Below are 25,037 nucleotides of genomic sequence, written 5' to 3'. Positions count from 1 at the left end.
GACCCACTTTAAGGATCAGCCATGTCCAATCCGACCACCTACGTTCTCGTACACGGTGCCTGGCACGACGGACGGTCTTGGAACCGCGTCGCGCCCCTGCTCACCGCCGAGGGCCACCGTGTCTTCGCGCCGTCCCTCACCGGCCATGGGGAAAAGGAGCACCTCCTGAGTCCCGAGGTCGGCCTCACCACCCACACCGACGACGTCATCGGCCTCATCCTCGAACATGACCTGAACGACGTCGTCCTCGTCGGACACAGTTACGCAGGCATGGTCATCTCCAGCGTGGCCAACCAGGTTCCCGAGCGGATCTCCAGCCTGGTGTACGTGGACGCGATGGTGCCGACACACGGCGAGAACGCCATCGACGTCATGCCCCTCACACGAGTCATGATTGACGATGCCGCCGACAGTGCCCACCCCTGGCGCATTCCCCCTCTGCCGGAATTCGCCGCGCCACTCGGCCTGTTCGGCGTCACCGACCCCGACGACATCGCCTGGCTCAGGAGCACGCTGACAGATGAGTCGGTGCTCTGCTTCCAGCAGCCGGCCGAGATGGACAACCCCGCACAGGCATCCATCCCGCGGACTCACATCCACTGCGTCGGCAACGAGCCCGAGGGCGTCGCCCGACGGCCCATCCCGAAGCTTCAGCCCAACGGCGAGCCGTCTCGCGTCCACACGATCAAAGCCGGACACGACGTCATGATCACCAGGCCAGCGGAACTCGGCGCCCTTCTGCTCCACAACTCCTGACCTGCGAAAGAAGCAAAGCCAGGTCAGCGGCTGTCCAATCAATCGCCCCCTCCCAGCACTTGAGGTCTCAGTATGTTCCTCGCCTACGCCATCGTTGCCGCACTCATGTCGGCGGTACTCCTGGCGTCGGCCGGTGCCAAGTTCACCCGGCCGAAACGCCTCGTCGACCAGATGTCCGCCATCGGCCTGTCGTACGGCGTACTGCCGTTCCTGGGTGTCGCCCAGACAGCCGGCGCCGGCGGCCTCGTCATCGGGCTCTGGTGGGCGCCTCTCGGAATCGCCGCCGCGATCGCTCTGACGCTCTACTTCATCGGCGCGGTCGCCAGTCATCTGCGCACCCGTGACTACAAGGGGGCGCTTCCGGCAGCGGTCCTCACGGCTGTGGCCATCGCTCTCATCGCACTGCGCGTCTCAAGCCTGTAGAAGGCCGAACGTCCGTGGCCGCTGGTCCGCCGGTCCCTGGCCGCTGGTCCGCCGGTCCCTGGCGGCTGATCCGCCGGTCCCGCTCGGGCCTCGCGCACAACCCCTGGCTGGAGCCGGAGATGTACGACCACTTCGAACAGTTGCACATCGGCGGGGCGACTGCCGTAGTGATGGTGCCCATCGGGCTCGTCCCCGACCACACGGAGGTCCTTTACGACATCGAAACGACCTCGACGCCGAGGTCCCGTGGCGCCTCCGGGCGCCTCCTCAGGTGGTCAGGTCAGCAGGCCGACCCCGCCCGTCGCGGCAACCCGTCCCGCCGTGACCACCTCGAAGCGGGGTCCGAGCGGCGAGGAACTCAGTTCGACGAAAGCCCCCGAGAGCGGCACGGCTCCGTGCAGGTCGACGCTGAGTCCTCTGATCGCGGAGGCAGGGCGCCCGCAGCACAGCAGCGCCGCCTGCCGTCCGGCCTCCAGGACCGCCAGGGCGGGAACGCAGGACGGCCGACCTGCGAGGAACACCGGGTGCCCGAGGTCGCGCGGTGCGATCGCCATGCGTCCCTGAGGAGCCCGGGCCAGCAGGACGTCCGGCTCGGCGGCGGCCCCGACCGCAGCTGCCGACGGGTGCAATATGCCGGGCAGGGACGCGGTACCCGGTGCCTCGGGAGCATGCAGCGCAGGCTGGGCGAGGCGCATCGCGCATGCGGCGAACCGCTCACCGGCGTGCAGGAAGTCGGCCGTGAGTCGATAGGCCACGCAGCGGCCATCTTCGACTTCAACTTCGACATCGCCGAGAGCGATGCGCAGCAGGACGTCGGTGGCATCGCCGCTCTCCAGCGGCGGCCCGCCGTCGGACAGGCCCAGCCGGATCGACACGGGCTCCAGGTCCCCGGCGGACGGCGGCAGGTGAGCGGCCAAGGCCGCGGCGACCTGCCGTACGGACTCGACCATGATCAGGGGGTGGTGTCTGACGGCAAGGTTCCGCTCGTTGAGCGGGTGGGACCGGGGCCATTGGCAGCAGGCCTCGAAGGCGTGGCTGCCGACCCGCCGCAGAGACACCACCAGCATCGCCGCCATCGTTGCCAGCCCGATGTTCCGCCAGGTGGGGTATTCATCGACAGCCTCGCGATCCGCAGACCGCCGTACAGGGTCCGTACGGCGGCCGTCGATCGGAATGTCGGCCGCCGCAGTCCCGCATGTGGTCGCGCCGTGCATGTGCGCCTCCTCGGCACCGGAACCCCGGCCGGCGTCGGACCAGGAATCCGAGTCGCCGTTCACCAACCTTTCGCCCGTCTCATGGCCGGCGGATGCGGCGGGCTCCGCGCAGGACTCGTATGGCGGCGGCGTGCCGCGCGGCCGACGCCGGTCGCCAGGCACATCGGCCGCGCCGCACGACTCACCTCGCGGCGGCTCACCTCGCAGCAGCACGCGTCACCGGCCCGTCCGAGTGTTCCTCCCGGTCCTTGTCCGCCTCAACCCGCTTCCCCGCCCCCTCCCCGCCCTCTTCTGGGTCCGCGTCGGCGCCCGGCGCCGCCCGGTACCGCTGGTACGCCGGCAGTGCCCCGGATTCCACGGTGGCGCGGCGGACGGCTCGTCGCTGGGCGGCTGTGGTGGCTCCCCAGATACCCGCGTCCTCACCACGATCGATGGCCCAGGAGCGGCAGGCGAGGAGGACGGGGCAGCGGCGGCACACCGCGAGGGCCGCTCGTGCCTCCGCACCGGGGGCGAGTGTGTCGGCGAGCGGGAAGAAGATCTCGGGATCCTCACCGACGCATGCGGCTCGGCGGCACCATTCGCTCGGAGCCGCGGGTGAGTGGTCGATGGCCATCGCGTACCTCTGCCGATCCGTTCGGGCGCATCCGCCCAGCACCGAATCGCGGCGCCTCAAGCGCGCCGCGTACCCGGCAGAGGTTCCTTTCAGCGTAAGAACTCAGAACGGGCTTGTCACCCTCTCGGCGCACAATCCGGACGCCGTAGGAGGCTGAGCCGTTCACGGCGGTCCGCCGTGTGAGAGACACCGACACCGGCGTGGGAGCACGCGTCAGGTACGAAACTCATGAGCACGTTCAGCGGTCCTTCCGCCCCGCACGAGGTCGGCGACTGGCTCGGCGTCGGCGTCGCCGACCTGGTCAACGTGCTCAACCCGCCCGCACGGTCGTCTTCGGCGGGACGCTCCGCGAGGTGGTCCTCGGCTCGGCCGCGCAGATCCGCAGCCGTATCAACCGCCTTCCCACGCGCCACCCACGATGCGCCACCCGAGCTGAGCGAGTCGACCACGCTCCGGTCCAGGGGCAGGAAGTACACCACGATCTCTGCGCACCCCTGGACGCCATTCATCACATCATTCAATGATCGTGGTGCAGCGCACGGCCTGCGGGACCCCACCCGGCAACGACGCCCCATCGCGAACGGACGACACCACAGCCACGGGAGTGCTTACATGACCGACGGGCAGAAGACGAGCCGCCGCAGCCAGGCATGGTTCGGCGCACAGGGCCGCAGCGGGATGGTGTACCGCTCCTGGATGCGTAACCAGGGACTCGGGCACGAGGTGTTCGACGGGCGTCCCGTCATCGGCGTCGCGACCAGTGCCTCCGAACTCGCCCCGTGCAACGCCCATCTGACCCAGGTCGCCGAAGCCGTCAAGCGCGGAGTGTGGCAGGCGGGCGGCCTGCCGCTCCAGTTCCCCACCATGGCCACCGGCGAGACCCTGATGCGCCCCACCGCCATGCTGTACCGCAACCTCATGGCCATGGAGGTCGAGGAACTGATCCGGGCCAACCCCCTCGACGGCGTCGTGCTGCTGTCCGGCTGCGACAAGACGACCCCCGCCATGCTCATGGGCGCCGCCAGCGTCGACCTGCCCGCCGTCATGGTCACCGGCGGGCCCATGCTCAACGGCAAGTACCGGGGCCAGGACGTGGGATCCGGCACCCACGTGTGGAAGTTCGAGGAGGACCTCAAGACCGGCCGGATGACCGAGGAGGAGTGCTTCTTCGCGGAAGGGTGCATGGCCCGTTCCCACGGGCACTGCATGACGATGGGCACCGCCTCGACGATGGCCTGCATGGCCGAGGCGCTCGGCATGCAGCTCCCGGGCTCGGCGGCCTGGCCAGCGGTCGACGCCCGGCGGATGGAGACCGCGCAGGCGGCGGGACAGCGCATCGTAGGGATGGTGGAAGAGGAACTGCGCCCCTCGCAGATCCTGACCCGTAAGGCGTTCGAGAACGCCATCCGGGTCAACGCGGCCATCGGCGGCTCCACGAACGCCGTCATCCATCTCATCGCCCTCGCCGGACGCGTCGGCGTCGAGTTGAACCTGCGGGACTTCGACGGCCTGGTACGCGCGGTGCCGACCCTGGTCGACCTGATGCCCAGCGGCAAGTACCTCATGGAGGACTTCTGCTACGCGGGCGGGCTGCCCGCGGTCCTGGCCGAACTGCTCGACGGCAAGCTGCTGCACGGCGAACAGATCACGGTCACCGGACGCAGCATCGCCGAGAACACCCAGCAGGCCGAACGCATCGACTCCGACGTCATCACCCGCCTTCACTCCCCCTTCCAGCCCGCCGGTACCGGTATCGCCGTCCTCCACGGCAACCTGTGCCCCGACGGCGCTGTGATCAAGCAGTCCGCCGCATCCCCCCACCTGCTCACGCACCGCGGCCCCGCACGCGTCTTCGACTCCCCCGAGGCGTATCACGAGGTGGCCGACGATCCGGACCTCGACATCGACGAGAACACCGTGATCGTCATCCGCAACGCCGGTCCCAAGGGCTACCCCGGCATGCCCGAGGTCTCCAACGTCCCGCTGCCCACCAAGCTGCTGAAGGCCGGTGTCAAGGACATGGTGCGCGTCTGCGACGGCCGGATGAGCGGCACCGGGTACGGGACGGTGGTCCTGCACGTGGCGCCCGAGGCCGCCGTCGGCGGACCTCTCGCCCTGGTGCGCGACGGGGACCCCGTCGTCCTCGACGTCCCGAACCGCATCCTGCGCCTGGACGTGGACGACGCGGAGCTCACACGACGTCGGCAGGCCTGGACGGCACCCCCCGAGCGGCACACCAGCGGCTACGCCTGGCTCTACACCCAGAACGTGGAACAGGCCGACCAGGGCGCCGACTTCGGCTTCCTCCGCGGAAGCCGCGGACACGAGGTTCCCCGCGACTCCCACTGAACCCGCCACGGCGGCACCGATCACGCATACCGCGAACTGCTGCTTCGCGTACTCCGCCTGGTCCGCCAGGCCGAAGACCGCACCGCTGAACCCTCCGCCTGCGTGCGCGACTCCCAGAGCATGAAAACCTCCGCCAGCGTGCAGCGTTGTGGCCGAGGCATCGACGTTGGCTGCCGCACCACCGCCATCGAGCACGGCGCCAGGCTCGGCATGGACATCCAGCCCGTCTACCGGCCGTCTCCCGGCCGCCGGGCTGCCGCGGCTTCGTGCTCGCCCCCCGACACCGGACCATCGAGCGCGGCGTCGACCGGCTCGTAGAGGGCCCGTTGTCAGGACCAGGCCACCTCCGGGCGGAGGTCTCTCCTTCTTGAGGACTACTCAGCGACGGCAACCTTCGACTTTGGTCCGGATCAGTAACGGGCGCGCGGTCGGATGTCTGAGGTCTCGACGGCACGGACGATGGAGGTCATAGCGAAACCCCATTGGTTCATCTCCCCGGGCCCTCGGCATCTTCCGGTCCGACGGCCCTCGTACGACAGGAGCACTCCACCGTGACCGCCTTCCCCTCCGGCGCCCCCACCGCGACCCGCCCCGCCGTGGCCGCGGCCCGCGCGACGGACCTGACCAAGGTCTACGGACAGGGCGAGACCCAGGTGGTCGCCCTGGACAGCGTCTCTGTCGAGTTCCGGCAGGCCGAGTTCACGGCGATCATGGGCCCCTCGGGCTCCGGCAAGTCCACGCTCATGCACTGCATGGCAGGTCTGGACGCGATCTCCAGCGGCTCGGCACGCATCGGCGACGTCGAGGTGTCCTCGCTCAAGGACAAGAAACTCACCCAACTGCGCCGCGACAAGATCGGCTTCATCTTCCAGGCCTTCAACCTGCTGCCGACGCTGACCGCGCTGGAGAACATCACGCTCCCCATGGACATCGCAGGCCGCAAACCCAACAAGGACTGGGTGGACATGGTCGTGGAGACCGTCGGCCTGTCCGGGCGGCTCAAGCACCGGCCGAACCAGCTCTCCGGTGGTCAACAGCAGCGTGTGGCCGTGGCCCGCGCGCTGGCCGGCAAGCCCGAGATCATGTTCGCCGACGAGCCCACCGGCAACCTCGACTCGCGTTCCGGCGCCGAGGTCCTCGGTTTCCTGCGCAACTCGGTCCAGGAGCTGGGCCAGACCGTCGTCATGGTCACCCATGACCCGGTCGCAGCCGCCCACGCGGGCCGGGTGATCTTTCTTGCCGACGGCCGGATCGTCGACGAGCTGTACAACCCGACAGCCGGCTCCGTCCTCGACCGCATGAAGCGCTTCGACGCCAAGGGCCGCACGAGCTGACCACGTGCCGACCACGCCCTGACGCCGCGCGTGGCGGCCTCCCGGCCCGGCGCCGCCGCACCGCGAACCGGCCGCTGCCAACCGGCCGCTGCGATCCGGCCCTCACGCTCCCGCCTCTCCTCCAGGACTCCCCCATGTTCCGTACCGCCCTGCGCAATGTGCTGGCCCACAAGGCCCGGCTGCTGATGACCGTGCTCGCCGTGCTCCTCGGCGTCGCCTTCGTCTCCGGCACCCTGGTTTTCACCGACACGATCACGAAGGCCTACCAGAAGAGCTCCGAGAAGGGATTCGACACCGTCGATGTCGCGGTCCGCCCGCACGACAAGAACGACGACACCTCTCCCGGCGACCCACCGCGGCTGAGCCAGCGCCTGCTGGACCGGATCTCGGCCGTTCCCGGGGCCGGGACCGTCACCGGCACGGTGGCCGGCTACACCGCCGTCGCCGACAAGGACGGCGATCTCCTCGGCAACGGCTTCTCCAGCACCGGCGGCAACTACTTCCCCGCGAAGAACGGCAAGGATCCGCGGTACGACCTCGGCTCCGGCCGCGCCCCGAACACCGACGCCGAAGTGGCACTGGATTCCAGGACCGCCGACCGCGGCGACTACCGCGTGGGCGACACCGTGCGGCTGTCCACCGACGGCCCGGTGCGCCAGAAGAAGATCGTCGGCATCTTCACCACCGACGACGGCAATGTCGCGGCGGGCGGCACCCTCACGCTCTTCGACAACGCCACCGCGCAGAAGCTGTTCACCGAGCCCGGCCAGTACGACCAGATCGACGTCAAGGCCGCCGCCGGCACCTCCCAGGCGACGCTGAAGGCCGGCGTGGACAAGCTGCTGCCCACCAGGTCGGAGGCGGTCACCGGCAAGAAGCTCGCCGACGACCAGGCCAAGGACATCAAGGCCGGCATGAGCGGCCTGCAGACCGGCCTGCTGGTGTTCGCCGGGATCGCGCTGTTCGTCAGCATCTTCATCATCGCCAACACCTTCAGCATGCTGGTCGCCCAACGCACCCGGGAACTCGCCCTGATGCGCGCGGTCGGTGCCAGCCGCCGCCAGGTGACCCGCTCGGTACTGATCGAGGCCACCGTCGTCGGTTCGGTCGCCGCCGTCACCGGCCTCCTCGCCGGCATCGGCCTGGGCGCCGCACTGCGCTCGCTGCTGGGCGCCACCGGCTCCACGGTCCCCGACGGGCCGCTGGTCGTCTCCTCGACCACCGTCGTTGCCGCGCTCCTCGTCGGCGTGGTCGTCACCGTCCTCGCCGCCTGGCTGCCCGGCCGTCGCGCCGCGAAAATTCCCCCGATCGCCGCGATGAGCAGCGTGCACGCCGCTCCGAGCGGCCGCGGCCTCGTCGTACGCAACACCATCGGCGCGATCCTCGCCGGCGGCGGTGTCGCACTGGTCCTCGCCGGTACGGGCATGAGCAGCGGCGACGGCAAGGCACCGATGGGCCTGGGCGCGGGCGCGCTGGTGATCGGCGTGTTCGTGCTCACGCCTCTGCTGTCCCGGCCGATGATCGCCGCTTCCGCACCGGTGCTGCGCGTCTTCGGTATCTCGGGCAAGCTCGCCCGCCAGAACGCGGTGCGCAACCCCCGCCGCACCGCCGCCACCGCCTCCGCGCTCATGATCGGCCTCACCCTCATCACCGGCCTGACCGTGATCGCGGGAAGCGTGCAGAAGAGCATCGACGAGATGGCCGCGGGCTCATTGCGCAGTGACTACGTCGTCTCCCTGGGCGCCATCGGCGGTACGGGCCTGTCACCTGATGTGGAGAAGACCCTCAAGCGCACCGACGGCGTCACCGCCACCAGCACCCAGCGCACCGCCCCGGCCCTGGTCGACGGCGACACGACAGCGCTCACCGGCGTCAACGGCGACACCATCAGCCAGATGATCTCGGTCGACTTCAGCTCAGGCTCGCTCTCCGAGATCACCGGGAACACCATCGTCGTCGACGACGACACCGCCCAGGACAACAACTGGCACGCAGGCTCGAAGGTCCCGGTCACCTTCGAAGACGGCGCCAGGAAACAATTCACCGTCGCAGGCATCTATGAGGGAAACTCCCTGCTCAACGGAATCGTCATCGACAGCGCGGTGCTCTCCGCGCACATGGACACCATCACCGACAACAAGGTGATGGTGAAGACCAAGGACGGCCCGAACCAGGCCACGAAGGACGCGCTGCAGAAGGCGCTCGGCGACAACCCGGCCATCAACGTGCAGGACAAGAAGGACATCTCGAACGACATCGCCAAGGCGATCACCCTGCTCCTGAACATGCTCTACGGGCTGCTCGCTATGGCCGTGATCGTCGCCGTCCTCGGCGTCATCAACACCCTGGCCATGTCGGTCTTCGAGCGTTCCCGGGAAATCGGCATGCTGCGCGCCATCGGCCTGGACCGCAAGGGCATCAAGCGCATGGTGCGTCTGGAGTCGCTGGTCATCTCGCTCTTCGGCGCGGTCCTGGGCCTGAGCCTCGGTGCGTTCTTCGGCTGGGCCGCCGGCGAACTGATCGCTCCGTCCCTTCCGACGTACGAACTGGTCATGCCCTGGGGCCGGTTGGCGCTCTTCCTCGCCCTCGCCGCCGGCGTGGGCATGCTGGCCGCGGTGTGGCCCGCCCGCCGCGCCTCCAAACTCAACATGCTGGCGGCCATCAAGTCCGAGTAGCCTCCCGCCACGCGCAACACCCACGTCGGCCGGGCTGGTCCTCCAGCCCGGCCGACGCCCGTTCGTCGGCTCCAAGACGGTGATCTACGCCGCCTCGACCGACCACCTCACCCTCATCCAACGCATGGCGCACACGCTGCAAGACTGCGCCCACGTCACTGGGACGGGCCGGCCGGGCCAACACATGTGCGGTCAGCTCTACGGCATCAAGGCATCAAGGCATCAAGGCATCAAGGCATCAAGGCATCAAAGGGTGCTTGCGGTAGTCGCCGGGAGGCATTCCCAGGACCCTCTTGAAGGCGACACTGAGGGCGCTCTCGGATCCGTATCCCACGGAGTGGGCGATGGAGGCGAGCGTTGCACTGCCTTCCCGGAGCTGTTGGGCTGCGAGTTCGATCCGCCATCTCGTGAGGTATTCCAACGGCCCCTGACCGACTGTGGATTTGAAGCGGGCGGCCAGGGTGGAGCGGGACACCGCAGCGGCGTCGGCCAGTTCGGCCACGGACCACGAACGCGCCGGATCGCGGTGCAGGGAGGTCAGCGCTGTGGCGACCACGGGATCCGCGAGGCCGGCCAACCACCCCGACGCCGCACGTGACGCACGTGACGCACGTTCGAGGTGTAGACGCAGCACATGAACGAACATGACGACGGCCAGATGCTCCGCCATCAGCGTGGAGGCCATCGGCCGAAGTGTCAGCTCCTGCTCGATGGCAGTCAGCGCCCACTGCACCGCCTCCGCGTGCGGGGTGCCGGCCGGCACATGGACGATCGGGGGCAGCCTGTCGAGCAGCAGTTCCTGGGCGCGGGTTCCGAAGGAGAAACCGCCGCCGATGAGGAACACGTCGTCGCCCTGTCCCGCTCTGGCGATACCGCGCTCGGCCTGTGCGAACACGGCGCCGCCGTCGACAGGCTCAACCTCCGGATCGCTGCGGAGCGTGAAGGAGCGGGGACGTGTCAGGAGGCAGCAGTCACCCTCGGCCAGGCCGATCGGCTCGTCGATCCCATCGACCTCCAGCTGACACGACCCGCGCCGAACGGCGTTGAACTTCACCACGCGGGGCGCGTCGAACCGTACGGCCCAGCGCCCTCCAGCAGCCAGGCTCGCCGAGAGATGACTGCGAGTCTGCAACAGGGTCAGCACATCCTCAAGAGGATCCACACCCACCTCCGGTCTGGACGATCGCTAAAGAAGGAAGGACTCTCAGCCATAGAGCATCCAGCGAACCGATCGTAGCGTGGACGCATGACAACGAACTCCCGGACCGACAGGCACCCGCGAAACCCCTTCGCCCTCCTTACGACTCCCTTCGCCTCGCACGCCCGCGCGCAGGAGGTCATCGACAGCGTCGATCTCACCGGTCGGCGTGCCGTGGTCACCGGCGGCGCCTCGGGTCTCGGCGCCGAAACCGTCCGGGCGCTGGCCACCGCAGGCGCGGAGGTCACCATCGCCACGCGCCGCCCGCAGTCCGCCGAACCGCTCGTCCAGAAGCTGGCCACCGTCGCCGGAGCAGGCCGGGTGCGCGCTGAGGCTCTCGATCTGTCCGATGTGGCCTCGGTCGACGCCTTCACACGCACATGGTCCGGGCCTCTCGACATCCTCGTCGCGAACGCCGGAATCATGGCCCTTCCCACGCGGACCCTCACCCCGTTCACCAGGGCTCAGCCGCGGCAGTTTGGAACTCGCCCCACTGTTCGAGGTGTCGAAGTCGGCCGCCAACCGCCCCATCGGCCACCTCGGACCGTCGCTTGCGCATCAGCCCCGTCAGGCCAAGCCCGGCATCCCCCGGCTGCACCACCTCACTCTCACGAGGCCACTCCCGCCCCATACTCGGCACCAGAGAAGCCCAGGTGAGGCGGCTCCCTCACCGACTCAAACTATGCTCAGTCGATACAGAACTCGTTGCCCTCGATGTCCAGCATGGGGATGCATGACTCGTTTTCCTCATCGGCATACAGCGTTTGCACGTGGGTCGCGCCAAGCGCAACCAGTCGTGCGCACTCGGCTTCGAGTGTGGCCAGGCGCTCGTCCCCCACGAGCCCGGTGCCGACCCTGACATCGAGATGCACCCGGTTCTTGACGACCTTGCCCTCGGGGATGCGCTGAAAGTACAGACGCGGGCCCACACCTGAAGGGTCACTGCAAGCGAACCATGAATCCCGCTTCTCAGGAGGCAGGGCCCGGTTTGCATCGTCCCAGGTGGTGAATCCCTCCGGTGGCGGCGGTGTGACGTACCCCAACGCCTCGCACCAGAAGCGAGCAAGGCGCTCAGGTTCTGCGCAGTCAAAGGTGACTTGGAATTTCTTGATCGCTGACATCGGCGCACCGTACCGCGTGCAAGGGGGACCCTGCCGCTCATTTCCTCAGGCAAGTCCGCCCGCCCCCCGTCACGCCCGGGACGGCCCTGGACACCCGCGTGATCAAACCGGGCAGCCGACGAGAACGACGCGACCGTGTCCGAAGGAGACCTGCAGTACCGACCCGATCCAATCAACGGCTGCATCGACGCGTCTGGCCTATCACCGGCTGCATCGACGAATCTGGCCTCCCCCCGACTCCGCCATGACGTCACCCCGACGCCAGAGCCCCAGCCGTGCGGCCCCGCCATTTCCCCCAGGGACCTTGCTCATCTCGGGATCGGTGTGCGATCTTAAAACCATCGAACTCATGGAAACGTTTCCACAAGGAGGTGGGGCGAGTGGCCACGATCAAGGATGTCGCTGCACGGGCGGGAGTCGCGCTCGGTACCGCGTCCCGGGTGCTCAGCGGCAGCAGCCAGACCTCGGCCGACTCCCGGTCCCGCGTGCTCGCCGCCGCGGCCGAACTGGGCTACATCGCCAACGGCCCGGCCCGTTCCCTGCGGCGCGCCCGAACCGACGTACTGGGGCTGCTCGTCTCAGACATCCGCAACCCGTTCTTCTCCGAGCTGGCTCACGCCGCCGAGCAGGAGGCCCGCCACCACGGCTACACCGTTCTGCTGGCCAATGCGAACGAAGACGCCGAACAGGCCGACGCCTACCTTCAGACCTTCGCCGGCCGACGCATCGACGGCCTGCTGTTCTCGCCGCAGAGCACCGTCTCACCACAGCTCGCGGCCACGCTCGCGTCCGGACTGCCCCTCGTGTTCCTCAACCGCAGGATCGAGGGCGTCGACGCCCCTCTGTACGGCACGGACAACGCGCAGGGCGTAGAGCAGGTGCTCGCCTGGCTGCGGAGCCGTGGCCACCGCGACGTCGCCTTCGTCGGCGGCCCGGACACGATCTCCACCGGCGCCGAGCGCCGCGCCGCCTACCTCGCCGGGCGTCAGGCGCACGGCATCAGCACCGATGAACGACTGCTGGACGCCGGTGACTTCCTGGCGGGCGGGGCAGCCGAGGCCATGTCCCGCATCCTCGACCACGACGTCCCCTTCACGGCCGTGTTCGGCGCGAACGGTCTGACCACGTTGGGAGTCCTGCGCGCGCTGCGCGAGCGGCTCGGTGCGGAGCAGGCCGCCCGCATCGAGATCGTCTCCTTCGACGACCTCGACTGGTTCGAGTTCGCCTCGCCTCCCATCAGCGCGGTCCGCAACGACGCGTCGTCGATCGGCCGGCTCGGTGTACGAGGGCTCGTCGACCTCATCGCCGGCCGCCCTGCCCCCGGTCAACGCGTCCCCACCACCTTCGCCGACCGCGCCCTGCCGGCCATCCGATGAGCAGCCGGATCAGCGCCGACGCCACCGGCAGCACATCTGTCGGCTCCCCCAGGCCTGCAGCCGTGCGACGTGCTGGTGCCGGGCGTACAGCGCACAGTCCCCGTCAGGACCGTCGACCCCGCTTAGTCGACCGCGCGACGCCGACGTACGACCGACGCCTTATGCCACATGCAGCAAGCCGCATGCGGCACCCACCCCTCTCCCGCCCGGCCGAGCACTGCACCGTACGTCCGCCACCCGGCGGAGCCGCAGTGCGCCCGCCCTGAAAGGAACAACCCATGAAGGTCGCCCTCGGCGCGGACCACGCCGGATACGCGTTCAAGGACACCGTCCGCCAGGCCATCGAGGCCCTCGGGCACGAAGTGATCGACTGCGGCACCCACAGCGGTGACCCGGTCGATTTCCCGGACATCACCCGCACCACCTGCGAGGTGGTGCTCTCCGGATCCGCCGATCGTGCCGTGCTCGTCTGCGGCACCGGCCAGGGCGCCGTCATGGCCGCCAACAAGCTGCCCGGCGTCCGCTGCGGTCTCGCCCACGAGCCCTACTCCGCCCACCAGGCCGTCGAACACGACGACGCCAACGCCATCGCCATGGGGGCCTGGCTGGTCCCCCACGCGCTCGTGCCCGACATCGTCCGCGAGTTCCTCGGTGCCGTCTTCGACGACGACGAGGAAACCCGCCGCCGGGTCGCCAAACTGAACGCGCTCGACGCCCTGACCCCGGCCCCCTGACGAGCCGCCCAACCAGCCCAGGCCCTCCCCCTCCTCCACGGGTCAGCTCTCCCCTTCCCCTCGCCCCTTCCCTGTCACGAAGTCACGAAGTCACGAACGCCCTGCCCGCGGGCGACCACGTACGCCAGGCGCCTCTTCGGCATGCCCCGAACACCCGGCCGCGGGAGTCCGCCGCCTCCCCCTCGCGCGCCCCGAATCCCCCTCACGCACCCCGATCCTCCTCACGCGCAGACGCCGGAACCGACCCGGTGCCCCCTCAAGGAGAACTCCCATGTCCACCAGCGCCCCCACCCGACAGCGGAGCGTGCTCGGCTCCAAGGACCGGGTCAAGACCGCGGTCGCCGCCGCCTTCGGCACGAGTGTCGAGAACTACGACTTCATCGCGTACGGCACGGCCTCCGCGCTCTACTTCGGAGCGGTCTTCTTCCCCGAGAGCGACCGGCTCGTCGGCACCCTGCTCTCCTTCGCCACCCTCGCGGTCGGCTTCGTCATGCGCCCGCTCGGGGGCGCCGTCGGCGGCTACTTCGCCGACAAGCACGGCCGCAAACCCGTCCTCGTCGCGGCCATGACGGTCATGGGCGCCGCCACCTTCCTCATAGGTGTACTGCCGACCTACGGCCAGGTGGGTGTGCTCGCGCCGATCCTGCTCGTGGCCCTCCGCATGATCCAGGGCCTCGCGTTCGGCGCCGAGTGGGGCGGGGCGATCACCATGGCCTACGAGCACGCACCGTGGCACCGCCGCGGTATGTTCGCCGCGATCCCCCAGGCCGGCAACCCTCTGGGCATCGCCCTGGCCAGCGGTGTGTTCGCGTGGAGCTCCACCCTCGACGGAAGCTGGCAGTGGCGGACCCCCTTCCTGCTCAGCGCCGTCATGGTGATCGTCGCGCTGATCGTGCGCTCCCGGCTCACCGAATCCCCCGAATTCCAGGAAGCCCAAGCCACGGGCAGCACCGAGAAGAACCCGTTCCTCGCCACGCTCTCCGAGGACTGGCGCGGCATCCTGCGGGTGATCGCCCTGCGCGTCGTCGAGTCCTTCGCCTACTACTCGACCGCGACCTATCTGCTCAGCTACATCACCGACCGTCACCCCGACCTCAGGTCCGTCGCTCTCGGCGCGATCACCGCCGCCAGCATCCTCGCCATCGCGGTCACCTTCCTCGCCGGCGCGCTCACCGACCGCATCGGACGCCGCCCTCTCTACATCGCTGGCTGCACGGCGGCGATCCTCTTCGCCTTCCCGATGTACCTGCTGACCAACACCGCCCAACCGGCCCTGGTCGTCACCGTGTTCATCATCGGCATCGGCCTCATCCACGCATGCCTCACCGGAACCCAGGGCTCCCTGCTCACCGAGCAGTTCCGCACCGCGACCCGTACGTCGGGAGCCTCGCTCGGCTATCAGCTCGCCGCGGCCATCGGCGGCTTCGCCCCCTTGCTCGCCGCCGCTCTGGTGGGAGTCTTCGGCTGGCCCGGCGCCGCGCTGCTCTACCTCGGCGCGGCCGTGATCGGCCTCGTCGGCATCCTCGTCACCAAGGAGACCTGGGGCCGCCATGAGCGGGAGCGCGTCCTCGCCCTCGTCGCAGAGGAACACCGCACCCAGACCGCTTCAACACCGACGGGCGAAGTCCTGCCGTCCACGTCCCGGTGAACTCCGTTCCCTCCCCGCGCATCGGCATACCGTCGCGCTCGCTTGCCGCAGAGGATCCCCGTCGTTCGGCCCGCCTCGGCTTGGATCCCTCGCGTACGACCTGCGCGCTTGGGCGCGGCACGACGCTGGGCTCGCGAGAGGCCGACAGCACGGGAGGGAGTCGACATCGTCGATGAGCGTGAACGGCGGATGCTCGACACCGTCCTCAACACCGTGCTGGAAGCCGAAGTCGACGACTACACGCCTGGCGCATCGCATGGACCATGCGGACAGCAACATCGGTCGGGCTGAAGTAGGACCTCTCAGGCGAAGACTGTGATCGCTGGTCATGGATTGCGGGAAGGTGAGCAGTAGACACGGCACGGATGGCAGCGGCGGCGGGAGACGACGAGTGAGCGAGCAGCGTGGACGTGACTGGACGCGCATGACTCCGGACGACTTCGACCAGGACGCGCCACTACGTCCGGTCGTGCCCGACGGGCCGGCCGCGGCCACCGTCCCAGCCGTACCCGACGAGTACGGCACACCGTCGCTGTTCGAGGACGAGGCACCCGCTGCGCGCCCCCGGACACGAAAAGGCGTGACCCCGCCCTTCGATCAGCCCAAGCTGTTCTGCCTGCAGGAGTTGGAGGCGTAGGCGACCACGGAGGAGATGGTGTCCACTGCCTTGCCTCCCTGACGTCGTCAGTGGCGCCTCCCGCACGGATCCGTACGGCGAAGGATGCGGGCACCGATACGGCGGGGGAATGGCCTCTCGATCTTCGGGCACGTGAACTGCGTTGCAGACGAGCCCAGTTGGAGGCAGACATGAGTGAGCGCACGTGGCAAATCATCCCTACGAGTCGGCCCCTGAGTGCTTTGTACCTGCTGGCCGGTGTCCTTCTGCTGGTCAGCGCCGTCATTCAGCTGAGGGACGACGTGGCCGTGCTGCCCCTGGTCTCCGGCCTCGCCGCCCTGGCGCTCGTGGCCGTGGCCGTCGTGGGCCTGGCGCGTCCCGGCCACCGCACCGGAACGCGCTGATCCAGCGGAGGTCGTTGCTCGGCCCCCTCCTGACGGCCGCTCCGACCTCCCAGTGCGGGACGTGGCCAGGCGGCCCCCGGCATGCTCAAGCCAATGAGGAACCGGTGGCCGCGGTCGGACCATCACCGCCTCGCCGCGTCCCGCCGTCGTACCGCCCATCGTCGAAAGCCCGGCCATGCGAAACGGCGTATGGGGTACTCAGAGGGCCTCGCGGCGCGGACGCCAGCGCCCGGCGACGCGGAGGGCGGTACGGGATCGGCGTGCTCGCCCGCCCGGTACTGGGCGGCGCCGGTCCCGTACCGACGCCGCCTCACCGGCGGAAGGCAACCCCCGCGGACCACCGCGGACCACAGCTGGCCGTCGCGGGCCGCCCGGTCGGCCAGCTCTACAGGTGCGGGGGCGGAGAGGTGATCATGAGGTGCACGAAGATCGCCCAGAGGCCCGTCGCGGCGGTCATGACCCGGAGTCTGCGTCGGCGCGTCGGCGCCACCGGGTCGGGTCTGTCTCCCACGGTGAGGCCAACCCGTGCCGGGCCCCGTCCAGGCTCGACGGCGCGTGCCATCTGCACCCGCGGAACCGCGTGCGGGACCACGGCCGTGGGGCATACCGGCAAGGAGCGGACCGGCCGCTCGACGCGCTGCCGAACCTCGGGGCTGGGCGCCGCCCGCCGTGCCGGTGGTGGCGCCGGAACGCTCGCGGCGGCGGGAGCCAGGCCCTGGGCCAGCCCGCTGAGGAAGGCCGCGTAGGCAGCCCGCCGCAGTCCGGTCGGGGCGGTGCGGCCGCTCTCCCAGGACCGCACCGTCGTCGCGGTCACTCCGAAGGCCGCGGCGACCTGCGCGTCGGTAAGCTGCCACGCCCGGCGCAACCGGGCACGCTCCTCGGGAGCAGGCAGAGGTGTCTTCCCGTCCCGGCGACGTGGGTGGGACGGCATCGGGTGCTGTGCGGCAAGCATGCTGATCGTCATGACCGTACGACAACCGGGTGTCATGTCATGTGATGACCGGATCCTCGAATACACCCGTTCGGCGCAAGGCGGCGTCGCCTTGCACCTCAGCCGAACTGATCCGTAAGCTCGCCGAGCAGCCCACCGGGCAGTGGCTGACTCCGGAGAGCGCGGAACAGGAGGCGCGCGGCTTCACCGAGGCCGCGGCGAAGGCCGACCGGGACGCCCGGTAAAGGAGTTCGGGCACGGTAGTGCCGCTAGCGGCTCGCTTCCGGCCGTACAGCTACCGCAGCCTTGACGGCCGCAGCCAGTGGGTCGCGGACCGGGCGGCCGATGAGGTCCGTGAGATCGGGAGCGGTGCCGTCCAGGAAGCCGTGCCGGACGGCCGAGGCGATCGACGCGAGCATGGGCGGCTGGAACGGCAGCAGCCGCGGGGTCGCGTCCAGGAGCCTGCGCCGGTACTCCCCCAGGCCGATGGTGCGGTGCGGAACCCCCAGCCTGTCGGCCAGTTGGCCTGCCGTGATCGGTGTGCCGACCAACTCGTGCACCCGGCAGCGGTGTCGGACCGGGTTCGCCGCGACGGCGGCTGCGGCGTCGGCCAGATCCTCCCGCGCGACCGCTGCCAGGGCGCCGTCCCCGAAGGCGGACTCCACCCCCTCGCCGACCCATGTCAGCAGGCTGCCGAAGAGTTCGGCGTACAGACCGTTGCGCAGGATCGTCCAGTGGAGTCCGCTCGCCCGGAGCAGGCGCTCGGTGGCCCGGTGTGCCAGTGCGAACCCGAGATGGTCGCCGGCCGCGGTCAGGCTCGTGTAGACGACGTGGTCGACACCGTCGCGCACGGCGGCGTCCAGGACCGCCGCGTGCCGCCCGACAACCTGATCGTCCTCCGCGTAGCCGGCGGAGATCAGCACCAAGGTCGCCACTCCGGCAAGGTCGAGGCTCGCACGGTCGTCGAAGTCGAGGTGCCTCTCCCCCGGCCCCGGCGTGCGGCTGCCGCCCGTCGCCGCGGCGCCGTCGGCACGCAACGCCGCCAGGGTGGCCGAGCCGAGGTTCCCGCCGGCTCCCGTCACCAAGATCATGCCCATCACACTCTTCCCACGTGGCTCTCGTCGGTCACTACGCTTGATCCTTGATCGCACGCCCACCGGCCACAAGAAGGCAGTTCGATGTCACTCACGCACACCGGGGTAACCACCCCCGCCGCTCTCGACCCCTGCGGTCTCGAAGAGCACCCCGACTGCGGCATACGCGACGTGCTGGACCGCATCGGCGACAAGTGGTCGGTGCTCGTGATCGTCGAACTCGCGGGCGGGCCGCGCCGCTTCCGGGAACTGCAGCGCGCCGTCGAGGGCATCTCCCAGCGCATGCTCACCCTCACCGTCCGCAGGCTCGAACGGGACGGCCTCGTGCTGCGCACCGTCTATCCGACGGTCCCGGCCCAGGTCGACTACCGCCTGACCGGGACCGGAGCCGACCTGACACACCTGGTCAAGGCGCTCGCCGACTGGTCCCTCGCCCACCGTGCCGATATCGCCGAAGCACGGCAGTCGTACGACCGGACCCACCCCGACCACGACATCCGCTGACACGGGGCGCCGACATCGGGACGCGCCGGGTCAGCGGAACGCAGCTTTCAGCGCGCAGTGCACGAGAACTTGAGCGCTCGGTGCGCCGCGTCAGCCCCAGGGGTACTGACACGCGACACCTACTGGTTACTGAAAGCGGCGTCGAACGACGCCTGCGGCTTCGGCCACAGCAGGGAGCGTACGAACCCGACAGCTTCAGCGGCTCCGTGCAGTCGGTCCATGCCCGCGTCCTCCCACTCGATGGAGATGGGACCGTCGTAGCCGATGGCCTCCAGCGCCCGGAACGCGTCTTCCCACGGGACGTCTCCGTGCCCGGTGGACACGAAGTCCCAGCCCCGGCGCGGGTCGCCCCACGGCTGGTGCGACCCGAGCACACCCGCCCGGCCGTTGCGCGGGCGCAGCCGGGTGTCCTTGCAGTCGACGTGGTAGATGCGGTCCTTGAAGTCGGTGATGAATCCGACGGGGTCGATGTTCTGCCACATCATGTGGCTGGGGTCCCAGTTGAAGCCGAACGCCGGGCGGTGCCCGATGGCTTCGAGGGTGCGCACGCTGGTCCAGTAGTCGTAGGCGATCTCACCGGGGTGGACCTCGTGCGCGAACCGGACGCCCTCGGTGTCGAAAACGTCGAGGACGGGGTTCCAGCGGGCCGCGAAATCCTCGTAGCCGGCGTCGATGACGGAGGCGGGGACCGGCGGGAACATGGCGACGTACGGCCAGATCGACGAGCCGGTGAAGCCGACGACGGTGTCGATGCCCATCTTGCGGGCCACGCGGGCGGAGCGCTTCATGTCCTCGGCAGCGCGTTGGCGCACTCCTTCGGCGTCGCCGTCGCCCCATACGTACGGGCGCAGGATCGCCTGGTGGCGGAAGTCGATGGGGGCGTCGCACACCGCCTGCCCCGCCAGATGGTTGGAGATCGCGTACGCCTTCAGGCCGTGACGGTCGAGGGTCTTCAGGCGCGAGGCAAGGTATGCGTCGTCCCCGTCGGCGCGCTGGAGGTCCAGGTGGTCTCCGGACGCGGCGATCTCCAGGCCGTCGTAGCCCCAGGAGGCGGCCAGTTCGGCGACCTCTTCGAAGGGAAGGTCGGCCCACTGGCCGGTGAACAGGGTGACGGGGTGCGTGGGCGCGGTCATGCTTCTTCCTTGTTGTCGGGCGCGTTGTCGGGCGCGTTGTCGGGTGCGCAGTCGGGCGCGGTGTCGATGGTGTCGGGTGCGGTGTCGATCCAGGCCCCGTTGTCCCGGGCCGATGCCAGGACCGCTTCGGTCAGGCGGGCCGCGCGCAGTCCGTCGGCGAACGTGGGCATCCCCGCGGGTACGTGACCGCGGATGGCGCTGTAGACGTCGGTGACGAATGCGGTGAACGCGTCCTGGTAGCCCAGGGGGTGGCCGGCCGGCAGCAGGGACATGCGGGCGGAGTCGGGGGCGGCGGCCTGCGGATCGCGCAGCACGATCTGCGATCCGTTCGGCCTGCCGATCCACAGTTCTTCGGGGCGCTCCTGCTCGAAGCGCACGCTCTGCCGGGTGCCGTGCAGCTCCAGCGTGAGGCTGTTCTTGCGGCCGGGCGCGAGCTGGCTGATGAGCAGGGTGCCCAGTGCGCCGTCGCCGAGTTCCACGATCAGCGCGGCGATGTCCTCGTTGGTCACCGGATGATCGCCCCGGCTCGTGAAGACGGTCCGGGTGCGGGCGGTGAGGCGGTGGATGCGCTGTCCGGTGACGAACTCGATCAGGTCGCACAGGTGGGAGCCGATGTCGGCAAAGGCCCGGGAGGGCCCTCCCGCTTCCGCCCGCGCCCGCCAGTTGTCGTCGCTCGCCTCCAGCATCCAGTCCTGGAGGTAGGAGGCGTCGAGGGTGAGGACGGTCCCCAGTTCGCCGTCGGCCACCAGTGCCCGGGCCTGGCGGGCCATCGGGTGGTAGCGGTACACGAAGGGCACGGCGGCGACACGGTCGGCCGCGTGTGCCGCGTGCACGAGGCGTGCCGCCTGCGCGGCCGTGGTGGCCAGGGGCTTCTCGCAGATGACATGCGTGCCCGCGGCGAGCGCGGCCAGGGCGTGTTCGGCGTGCAGGTGGTTGGGACTGCAGACGTGGACGACGTCCAGGTCGCGTGCGGACGCCAGGGCGTGGGCGTCCGGCTCGTGTCGTTCGACGTCGAGGTCGTGTGCGGCCTGCTTGGCCCGCTCGGGGGTGGAGCTGGCCAGGGCGGTGGGACGGCCGCGTGCGGCCCGGCTGGCTCGGGTGTGGACCGTGGCCATGAAGCCGCCGCCGATGAATCCGGCACGGATGGGTGGGGTCACAGCGTGGCTCCGTAGGGGTCTCGGTCCTCGGGTACGAGCGGGAGGGCGTCGACCCTGCTGGTGACATGGGCGGTCTCGCCGGAGGCGGCTGCTTCGCCGATGGCCATGAGGGCGTCGAGCACGTGGTAGCCGAGCTCTCCTGTGGCGATGTGCGGCTGCCCGGCGCGGATGGCGCGTGCCATGTCCAGTACGCCGAGGCCGCGGCCCGAAACGACGCCGACGGGCGGGACGGTCTCCCACACCGGCTCGCTGCCCGGCTGGGGGACGCGGGTGATCCTCACGTCGCCGGCGAACGTGTTGGGGTCGGGCACGACGAGGGTGCCCTCGGTTCCGGTGATCTCGACGACGCCGGTGCGGGTGAGGGGCGAGTCGAAGCTGAACGTGCTCTGGCTGACCGCGCCGGAGTCGAACTGGGCGATGGCGGCGATGTGGGTGGGGACGCTGACGGGGAACTCCGTGCCGGCTCTGGCGCCGGCACGGATGGTACGGGTGGGACGGCCGGTCGAGCCGACGGCGGAGACCCGGCTGATGGAGCCGAACAGGCTGACCAGGGCCGTGAGGTAGTAGGGGCCCATGTCGAAGAGGGGGCCCGCTCCCTTGGCGAAGAGGAACTCGGGGTCCGGGTGCCACAGGTCGGGGCCCGCGTACTGCATGACGGTGTACGCGGACAGCGGTGTGCCTATGTCGCCGCGGGCGATGGCCCTGCGGGCGGTCTGCAGACCGGGGCCGAGGACGGTGTCGGGTGCGATGCCCACGCGAAGACCGGCGGCGGAGGCCGCGTCGAGGAGGGCCCGGGCGCTGGGCCGGTCGATCGCGATGGGCTTCTCGGACCAGACGTGCCTGCCCGCGGCGATGATCGCCGAACTGACCTCCGCGTGGACGGCCGGGATGGTCAGGTTGACGACGATGTCGACGTCGGGATGCGCCAGGACGAGTTCCGGCCCTCCCCACTGCTCCACCCCGTACTTCTGCGCCTGGCCCCGGGCCCGCGCGGTGTCGAGGTCGCCGACGGACAGCACACGTACATCGGGAAACGCCGTGAGGTTGGTCAGGTACTGGTCGCTGATGTTGCCGGCGCCGATGAGACCGACGCCGACCGGAGTACGTGTCGTCATCAGGCGATCCCCCTCGCGGCCAGGTAGCGGACGGCGGCCTCGATGCCCTCGAAGATGTCACCGTCGTAGTGGTCGAATTCGATGATGGCGAACTCGGCGTGCGCGGCGGCGGCCAGCGCCTCGTCGAGCGGCACCTGCCCCTGGCCGGGGGCGACCTGCCGGGTGTCGGCGGGATCCAGCGGCACCCCGGAGAAGAACGGGTCGTCGATGATCGCGCCGTCCTTCACGTGCAGGGCCTTCACCCGTGTGCCCAGGCGTTGCAGCAGTCCGACCACGTCCTTGCCGCCCGCGGAGGCCCAGTACAGGTCTATCTCCAGGTCCACGCCGGGGTCGAGGAGACTCACGAAGTACTCGAAGGCGCTGGAGCCGTCGACGGTGTGGACGAACTCCTGGGAGTGGTTGTGGTAGCCCACGCGCAGCCCGTGCTCCGCCGCGCGGTCCGCCGCCTCGTTCAGGAGCGCGGCTGTGCGGGCGATCTCCTTCGCGTCGGCCCACCGGGCCGGGGGTACGAACGGGTCGATGACCAGTTCGAGGCCGAGCCGTTCGGCGGCGGCGAAGGTGTCGTCGAGCGACGGGACATCGGCGCCGTCGGGGCGCTGCGTGGACAGCAGTTCGGCGTGTCCGGTGCGGGCCGTCAGCCCGTGGCGGTCCAGCGCCCCGGACAGTTCCTCGGCGCGGCGCACGAAGCCGAACACCTCCACCTGGCTCAGTCCGAGCCCGGCGATTCTGGCAAGGGCGGCGTCCTGGTCGGCTTCCAGGGCATGGCGGACGGAGTAGAGCTGGAGCGACAGCTGTGGCGTGGTCATGTGCGGTTTCCTCTCGGGTTCGACGGCCGGGCCACGGATACATCCGGACAGGAGCGAGGCACAGCATAAATACCTACACCCATGTCGGTATCTGTGACGAGAGGGACGATACCTACAGTGCTGCTGGTTTTCTACGGTGGTTAGCATTCCCGTATGACTAAGGCTGAAGCGGCAACGCGGCCGGCGACCTCACGCAACTACCCCAAGGGCGAGCGGCGGCGGGCGCAGATCATCAAGGCAGCGCTCACCGCGTTCGGACAGGTCGGCTACCGCCACGCGAGCACGGTCCAGCTCGCCGCGGCATGCGGTGTCTCCCGGGCCGGCCTCCTGCACCACTTCCCGACGAAGGAGTCCTTGCTCGAAGCCGTCCTCGAAGAGCGTGAACTCCAGGACGACCAGCACTTCTTCCGCACGGACGGCGACCCCACCGACGGACTGGAGTATTTCGCCAGCATGATCCGCCTGGTCGCCCACAACCAGGCGAACCCCCTCGTCGTAAGCCTCTTCGCGGTCCTGTCCAGCGAAGCGACCACCACGGACCACCCGGCGCGTCCGTACTTCACCGCCCGCTACGAGCGGGCCCGCAGCCAGATGACCCAGGCCATCGAGGATCTCGCCGACCGCGATCTGCTCCACTCCCATGTGGCCCCGTCCGGACTGGCGGTGAACCTCATCGCCCTGATCGACGGTCTCCAGGTCCAATGGCTCCTCAGCCCGGACACCATCGACATGCCCGAGCACCTCCGGAGCATGCTGCGCAACGTGATCAGGGTCGAACTGCCCGTCTGAGCTGCCGCCCCACCGCCCGTCGGCCGAGGACGCGGCCCGCTCCAACGGTCGGATCACCGGGGGAAGCTGCCTAACTCCCCGAACGCTCCCCCAGCACACAGAACTCATTGCCCTCAGGGTCCGCAAGCACCACCCACGGCTCGTCCCCCCGCTGCCCGACGTCCGCGTGGCGGGCGCCGAGAGCCAGGAGGCGCTCGACCTCCGCGACCCGGTCGTCGGGCCGGAAGTCCAGGTGGAGGCGGTTCTTGACGGTCTTTCCCTCCGGCGCGACCCCGAAGAGCAGACCTGGCAGCCGGTCGGGCTGCGGCCTGATCTCGTACTCCTCGGGCGAGTCGTTCACCACGGTCCAGCCGAGCGCCTCGCACCACCAGCGCCCCAGGGCCACCGGGTCCGCGGCGTCGACGACGAGCTGCTCCCATTCAAGTCCCATGGGCCCGAGGCTAGCGTCACCTGTACATCCGGGTAGCCGGATGATCCGAACGAGCGCCCCATACCTGACGCACCGCGACCAGGGCCGACGTCAGTACTGCGGATCGGGCTGCCTCACGAACACCGGCTCGCCGGGTCGTGCCCGCCACCCGCCCGCGCGACTCGACGTGCGGTGGAGCGGCAGCTGATGAACAGTCGTACCAAGTCCCCCACCAGAAGGAGATTTGCATGCTTCGGCGTATCTCACTCGCTGTAGCCGGTGTGCTCGCGGTCGGCTTCATGGCTGCGGCCCCTGCCGCCGCCCACCCCTCGGACGTCGAGGGCTGTTGGGTGTCCGGCGGCCATGTGAAGGTCGACGACGTCAAGGTCGCGGACTTCGACGCCACCTGCTGGTCCGTCGGCTGACGACGCATCACACGGACCGGTGCCCGTTCCGCTGCGCAGCTGCTGAACCGGCGCCGGTCTCAGTGGTCCGGCGCCGGAGACGTCGTACGGGCTTCTGACCATGGCCGTACGACGTCGGCCGGCCGGACCTTGCCGGACACCCCACATCGGCCAGTGGGTGAGGTCAGTGGCTAACCGGCATGCCCGATGGCGCGGTACATCCGACGTGACGGA

The 25,037-nt window shown here is 69.6% G+C and carries 24 protein-coding genes and 4 pseudogenes; 17 read left to right on the top strand and 11 right to left on the bottom strand.

Translation table 11 applies throughout. The annotated features are described in order from the left end of the window. Nucleotides 1-21 precede the first annotated feature (21 nt). The 3 genes and pseudogenes from ACZ60E_RS05245 to ACZ60E_RS05235 all read left to right on the top strand — a co-directional run. Entirely contained in the window at nt 22-756 is a 735-nt protein-coding gene (locus ACZ60E_RS05245) for an alpha/beta fold hydrolase (protein ID WP_469438255.1), read from the top strand. A gap of 72 nt (nt 757-828) precedes the next feature. Continuing rightward, complete coding sequence (locus ACZ60E_RS05240; protein WP_469438253.1) at nt 829-1,179, top strand: DoxX family protein; 351 nt, start codon at nt 829-831, stop codon at nt 1,177-1,179. Between the two features lie 14 nt (nt 1,180-1,193). Beyond that, a pseudogene (locus ACZ60E_RS05235) lies at nt 1,194-1,397 on the top strand (ferrochelatase); the annotation flags it as partial. 57 nt (nt 1,398-1,454) lie between these two features. Here ACZ60E_RS05235 and ACZ60E_RS05230 read toward each other — a convergent pair. Both ACZ60E_RS05230 and ACZ60E_RS05225 read right to left on the bottom strand, forming a co-directional pair. Further along, the gene (locus ACZ60E_RS05230) at nt 1,455-2,246 is read right to left on the bottom strand and encodes a hypothetical protein (protein WP_469438251.1); all 792 of its coding nucleotides are present in this window, start codon (nt 2,244-2,246) and stop codon (nt 1,455-1,457) included. 343 nt (nt 2,247-2,589) lie between these two features. Beyond that, nucleotides 2,590-3,006, bottom strand: coding sequence for a WhiB family transcriptional regulator (locus ACZ60E_RS05225; protein ID WP_469438248.1), 417 nt, complete (start codon nt 3,004-3,006; stop codon nt 2,590-2,592). A gap of 612 nt (nt 3,007-3,618) precedes the next feature. Here ACZ60E_RS05225 and ACZ60E_RS05220 point away from each other — a divergent pair. From ACZ60E_RS05220 to ACZ60E_RS05210, 3 genes are all read left to right on the top strand, one after another. Continuing rightward, nucleotides 3,619-5,355 (top strand): IlvD/Edd family dehydratase, encoded by a 1,737-nt coding sequence (locus ACZ60E_RS05220; RefSeq protein WP_469438246.1) that lies wholly within the window; start codon nt 3,619-3,621, stop codon nt 5,353-5,355. A 551-nt stretch (nt 5,356-5,906) separates the two neighbouring features. Beyond that, complete coding sequence (locus tag ACZ60E_RS05215; RefSeq protein ID WP_384800650.1) at nt 5,907-6,689, top strand: ABC transporter ATP-binding protein; 783 nt, start codon at nt 5,907-5,909, stop codon at nt 6,687-6,689. A gap of 134 nt (nt 6,690-6,823) precedes the next feature. Beyond that, entirely contained in the window at nt 6,824-9,364 is a 2,541-nt protein-coding gene (locus ACZ60E_RS05210) for an ABC transporter permease (RefSeq protein WP_469438244.1), read from the top strand. A 238-nt stretch (nt 9,365-9,602) separates the two neighbouring features. Here the strand turns inward: ACZ60E_RS05210 and ACZ60E_RS05205 are convergent, their stop codons facing one another. Next, entirely contained in the window at nt 9,603-10,526 is a 924-nt protein-coding gene (locus ACZ60E_RS05205; RefSeq protein WP_469438241.1) for an AraC family transcriptional regulator, read from the bottom strand. Between the two features lie 84 nt (nt 10,527-10,610). Here ACZ60E_RS05205 and ACZ60E_RS05200 point away from each other — a divergent pair. Together ACZ60E_RS05200 and ACZ60E_RS05195 are read left to right on the top strand one after the other, a co-directional pair. After that, nucleotides 10,611-11,015 (top strand): annotated as a pseudogene (locus ACZ60E_RS05200) (SDR family NAD(P)-dependent oxidoreductase); the annotation flags it as partial. A 28-nt stretch (nt 11,016-11,043) separates the two neighbouring features. Beyond that, nucleotides 11,044-11,133 (top strand): annotated as a pseudogene (locus ACZ60E_RS05195) (IS5/IS1182 family transposase); the annotation flags it as partial. A 115-nt stretch (nt 11,134-11,248) separates the two neighbouring features. Here the strand turns inward: ACZ60E_RS05195 and ACZ60E_RS05190 are convergent. Continuing rightward, nucleotides 11,249-11,683 (bottom strand): VOC family protein, encoded by a 435-nt coding sequence (locus tag ACZ60E_RS05190; RefSeq protein ID WP_469438239.1) that lies wholly within the window; start codon nt 11,681-11,683, stop codon nt 11,249-11,251. 380 nt (nt 11,684-12,063) lie between these two features. On the opposite strand from ACZ60E_RS05190, the gene ACZ60E_RS05185 reads away from it, so the two are divergent. From ACZ60E_RS05185 to ACZ60E_RS05165, 5 genes are all read left to right on the top strand, one after another. Next, a complete protein-coding gene (locus tag ACZ60E_RS05185; protein WP_469438236.1) occupies nt 12,064-13,059 on the top strand; it encodes a LacI family DNA-binding transcriptional regulator in 996 nt (331 codons plus the stop codon). 278 nt (nt 13,060-13,337) lie between these two features. Next, complete coding sequence (locus tag ACZ60E_RS05180) at nt 13,338-13,793, top strand: RpiB/LacA/LacB family sugar-phosphate isomerase (protein WP_469438234.1); 456 nt, start codon at nt 13,338-13,340, stop codon at nt 13,791-13,793. A 271-nt stretch (nt 13,794-14,064) separates the two neighbouring features. Then, the gene (locus ACZ60E_RS05175) at nt 14,065-15,441 is read left to right on the top strand and encodes an MFS transporter (protein ID WP_469438232.1); all 1,377 of its coding nucleotides are present in this window, start codon (nt 14,065-14,067) and stop codon (nt 15,439-15,441) included. A 391-nt stretch (nt 15,442-15,832) separates the two neighbouring features. Next, the gene (locus ACZ60E_RS05170) at nt 15,833-16,078 is read left to right on the top strand and encodes a hypothetical protein (protein ID WP_469438229.1); all 246 of its coding nucleotides are present in this window, start codon (nt 15,833-15,835) and stop codon (nt 16,076-16,078) included. 170 nt (nt 16,079-16,248) lie between these two features. Further along, complete coding sequence (locus tag ACZ60E_RS05165) at nt 16,249-16,461, top strand: hypothetical protein (RefSeq protein ID WP_469438227.1); 213 nt, start codon at nt 16,249-16,251, stop codon at nt 16,459-16,461. Nucleotides 16,462-16,846: 385 nt separating this feature from the next. Here the strand turns inward: ACZ60E_RS05165 and ACZ60E_RS05160 are convergent, their stop codons facing one another. Then, nucleotides 16,847-17,425: a helix-turn-helix domain-containing protein gene (locus tag ACZ60E_RS05160; protein ID WP_469438225.1), complete on the bottom strand. Its 579-nt coding sequence runs from the start codon at nt 17,423-17,425 to the stop codon at nt 16,847-16,849. An 89-nt stretch (nt 17,426-17,514) separates the two neighbouring features. Between ACZ60E_RS05160 and ACZ60E_RS05155 the strand changes: the two are divergent. Next, a pseudogene (locus ACZ60E_RS05155) lies at nt 17,515-17,631 on the top strand (glycoside hydrolase family 6 protein); the annotation flags it as partial. 30 nt (nt 17,632-17,661) lie between these two features. Here the strand turns inward: ACZ60E_RS05155 and ACZ60E_RS05150 are convergent. Beyond that, nucleotides 17,662-18,483, bottom strand: coding sequence for an NAD(P)H-binding protein (locus ACZ60E_RS05150; protein WP_469438222.1), 822 nt, complete (start codon nt 18,481-18,483; stop codon nt 17,662-17,664). Nucleotides 18,484-18,570: 87 nt separating this feature from the next. Here ACZ60E_RS05150 and ACZ60E_RS05145 point away from each other — a divergent pair, with 87 nt between their 5' ends. Continuing rightward, a complete protein-coding gene (locus tag ACZ60E_RS05145; protein ID WP_384800614.1) occupies nt 18,571-18,990 on the top strand; it encodes a winged helix-turn-helix transcriptional regulator in 420 nt (139 codons plus the stop codon). Nucleotides 18,991-19,109: 119 nt separating this feature from the next. On the opposite strand, the gene ACZ60E_RS05140 is transcribed toward ACZ60E_RS05145, so the two are convergent. Genes ACZ60E_RS05140 through ACZ60E_RS05125 form a run of 4 tightly spaced genes read right to left on the bottom strand, consistent with a single transcriptional unit; the run spans nt 19,110 to nt 23,201 of the window. Next, entirely contained in the window at nt 19,110-20,123 is a 1,014-nt protein-coding gene (locus ACZ60E_RS05140; protein WP_469438220.1) for a sugar phosphate isomerase/epimerase family protein, read from the bottom strand. Then, on the bottom strand, nt 20,120-21,280 hold the full coding sequence (locus ACZ60E_RS05135) for a Gfo/Idh/MocA family protein (protein WP_469438218.1): 1,161 nt from the start codon (nt 21,278-21,280) through the stop codon (nt 20,120-20,122). The genes ACZ60E_RS05140 and ACZ60E_RS05135 overlap by 4 nt, the downstream gene beginning before the upstream one ends. Continuing rightward, nucleotides 21,277-22,395 (bottom strand): Gfo/Idh/MocA family protein, encoded by a 1,119-nt coding sequence (locus ACZ60E_RS05130; RefSeq protein WP_469438217.1) that lies wholly within the window; start codon nt 22,393-22,395, stop codon nt 21,277-21,279. The genes ACZ60E_RS05135 and ACZ60E_RS05130 overlap by 4 nt, the downstream gene beginning before the upstream one ends. After that, the gene (locus ACZ60E_RS05125) at nt 22,395-23,201 is read right to left on the bottom strand and encodes a sugar phosphate isomerase/epimerase family protein (RefSeq protein WP_469438215.1); all 807 of its coding nucleotides are present in this window, start codon (nt 23,199-23,201) and stop codon (nt 22,395-22,397) included. The genes ACZ60E_RS05130 and ACZ60E_RS05125 overlap by 1 nt, the downstream gene beginning before the upstream one ends. A gap of 153 nt (nt 23,202-23,354) precedes the next feature. Here ACZ60E_RS05125 and ACZ60E_RS05120 point away from each other — a divergent pair, with 153 nt between their 5' ends. Next, a complete protein-coding gene (locus tag ACZ60E_RS05120; protein WP_384800598.1) occupies nt 23,355-23,990 on the top strand; it encodes a TetR/AcrR family transcriptional regulator in 636 nt (211 codons plus the stop codon). 70 nt (nt 23,991-24,060) lie between these two features. On the opposite strand, the gene ACZ60E_RS05115 is transcribed toward ACZ60E_RS05120, so the two are convergent. Further along, nucleotides 24,061-24,420, bottom strand: coding sequence for a VOC family protein (locus ACZ60E_RS05115; protein WP_469438212.1), 360 nt, complete (start codon nt 24,418-24,420; stop codon nt 24,061-24,063). Between the two features lie 227 nt (nt 24,421-24,647). Here ACZ60E_RS05115 and ACZ60E_RS05110 point away from each other — a divergent pair, with 227 nt between their 5' ends. Next, nucleotides 24,648-24,824 (top strand): hypothetical protein, encoded by a 177-nt coding sequence (locus ACZ60E_RS05110; protein WP_384800590.1) that lies wholly within the window; start codon nt 24,648-24,650, stop codon nt 24,822-24,824. Nucleotides 24,825-25,037: the final 213 nt, after the last annotated feature.

This window comes from Streptomyces sp. NPDC102514 (assembly GCF_055584525.1).
This window is presented reverse-complemented; position numbering and strand designations above follow the sequence as displayed.